Below are 1590 nucleotides of genomic sequence, written 5' to 3'. Positions count from 1 at the left end.
GCCGCGCCTTCGCGCGCGGGCCGCCGCCGCTCACGACCGGCAGCCGGCTCATCCGCCGGACTACTTCCCGGACTGCTTCTCAGCCTGCTTGCCGAAGCGGCGCTCGAAGCGCTCCACACGGCCCGCGGTGTCCAGGACGCGCTGGTTGCCCGTGTAGAAGGGGTGGCTGACGTTCGAGATCTCGACGTCGACGACGGGATAGGTGTTCCCGTCCTCCCACACGACCGTGCGCTCGCTGGTCGCCGTGGAGCGGGTGAGGAAGGCGTGGTCCGCGGCGCGGTCGCGGAAGACGACCGGGCCGTAGGCGGGGTGGATGGCGTTGTTCATGGGTCAGCGCTCCTCTCGGAAGTCGACGTGGCGGCCCGCGACGGGGTCGTACTTGCGCAGGGTCACGCGGTCGGGGTCGTTACGGCGGTTCTTGCGGGTCACGTACGTGTAGCCGGTGCCCGCGGTGGACCTGAGCTTGATCACTGGTCGGAGTTCGGTGCGTGCCATGCGCCCATTATACGAAAATGACTGTCGTTTTCAATAGGCCCGACCTGGGCCTTTCCCCCTCCCCCTACGGGCTGGTAGCTTGCAGCGGCATTCGGCAGTGATCTAGGGGGATGTTGTGCGTTTCAGGAACCGGTCCGGACAGATGCGGGTCGTCGCGGGCGCCGCGGCCGTGGTGGCGGCTCTCGCCGTCGCGGGCTGCAGCAGCGACGACGGCGGCGACAAGGACAAGGACAAGGCGTCGGACAGCGGGGCGCCCTCGTCCTCCGCTCCCGACGGAGGGTCCTCGTCCGGCGGCTCGGCCGGGTCCGCGAAGGACGCCGAGGGCATCTGGAGCGCCACCACCGACGGCCAGGCCGTCGTCCTCGTCGTCGGCGGCAAGCAGGCGTCGCTGAGCACGGCCGACGGGCACCTGTGCACCGGGGCCGTGTCCGACACCGGCAAGCCGGTGCTGACCCTCAAGTGCGCGGACGGGAACACCGACCGCACCACGGGGTCGGTCGAGTCGAACGACGGCAAGACGATGAAGGTGTCCTGGGACGGCGGGGCGAGCGACACGTTCACGAAGTCGGCGGACGGAAAGCTCCCCACGGGCCTGCCCAGCGGCCTGCCGACGAACTGACTCCGGGCGCCGCCCGGAAGGCCGCCGCCCGGGCTCAGGCAGCGTCCGGCGGATCCGGCTTCCTTGAGGGCTTCTCCGGGGGCGGCTCCGTCTTCTCCGACGGCTTCTCCGGGGACCTCGACGGGGGCTTCTCCGGGGACCTCGCCGAGGACTTCTCCGGGGACCCCGAAGGGGACCTCGACGGGGGCTTCTCCGAGGACCTCGGCGGGGGCTTCTCCAGGAGCGGTTTCTCCGAGGGCGGCTTCTCCGGCGGCTTCACCGTCATCGGTGGTTCGTCGGTGTCGAGCGCGTCGGAGAGTTCCTCCAGGGTCTCCAGGAGCATGCCCGCGCCGCGCCGCACGACGCGGTCCGGGACGCCCTCGCCGTCCCAGGCGTCGAGGGCCTCGCGGACCGGTTTCCAGCCGGGGACACGGCGTTCGCGCAGGGCCCGGGCGCCGTCGCGGGTCGCGGTGCGCAGGGCCTCGGCGAGGGCGCCC

At 71.6% G+C, this 1590-nt stretch carries 3 protein-coding genes and 1 pseudogene; 1 reads left to right on the top strand and 3 read right to left on the bottom strand.

The window, feature by feature from the left end; all coding sequences use genetic code 11:
* Positions 1-60: 60 nt before the first annotated feature.
* On the bottom strand, positions 61-327 hold the full coding sequence (locus G3I40_RS31095; protein ID WP_164305957.1) for a type B 50S ribosomal protein L31: 267 nt from the start codon (positions 325-327) through the stop codon (positions 61-63).
* Between the two features lie 3 nt (positions 328-330).
* Entirely contained in the window at positions 331-495 is a 165-nt protein-coding gene (rpmG, locus tag G3I40_RS31090) for a 50S ribosomal protein L33 (protein WP_164305956.1), read from the bottom strand.
* A gap of 115 nt (positions 496-610) precedes the next feature.
* On the opposite strand from rpmG, the gene G3I40_RS31085 reads away from it, so the two are divergent.
* Positions 611-1114 carry a hypothetical protein gene (locus G3I40_RS31085; RefSeq protein ID WP_343245073.1) on the top strand — a complete coding sequence of 168 codons (504 nt, stop codon included), beginning with the start codon at positions 611-613 and terminating at the stop codon, positions 1112-1114.
* Positions 1115-1148: 34 nt separating this feature from the next.
* Here G3I40_RS31085 and G3I40_RS46645 read toward each other — a convergent pair.
* Positions 1149-1590, bottom strand: a pseudogene (locus tag G3I40_RS46645) (hypothetical protein); the annotation flags it as partial.

This window comes from Streptomyces sp. SID14478, from assembly GCF_010548525.1.
GTDB lineage: Bacteria > Actinomycetota > Actinomycetes > Streptomycetales > Streptomycetaceae > Streptomyces.
Note: the sequence above shows the minus strand (reverse complement) of the source record. Positions and strands in the feature narration are given on the sequence as shown.

What these genes read in the sequence shown, in the direction of transcription:
- G3I40_RS31095 (WP_164305957.1), bottom strand. Translation starts at nt 327, where the DNA reads ATGAACAACGCCATCCACCCCGCCTACGGCCCGGTCGTCTTCCGCGAC.
- rpmG (WP_164305956.1), bottom strand. Translation starts at nt 495, where the DNA reads ATGGCACGCACCGAACTCCGACCAGTGATCAAGCTCAGGTCCACCGCG.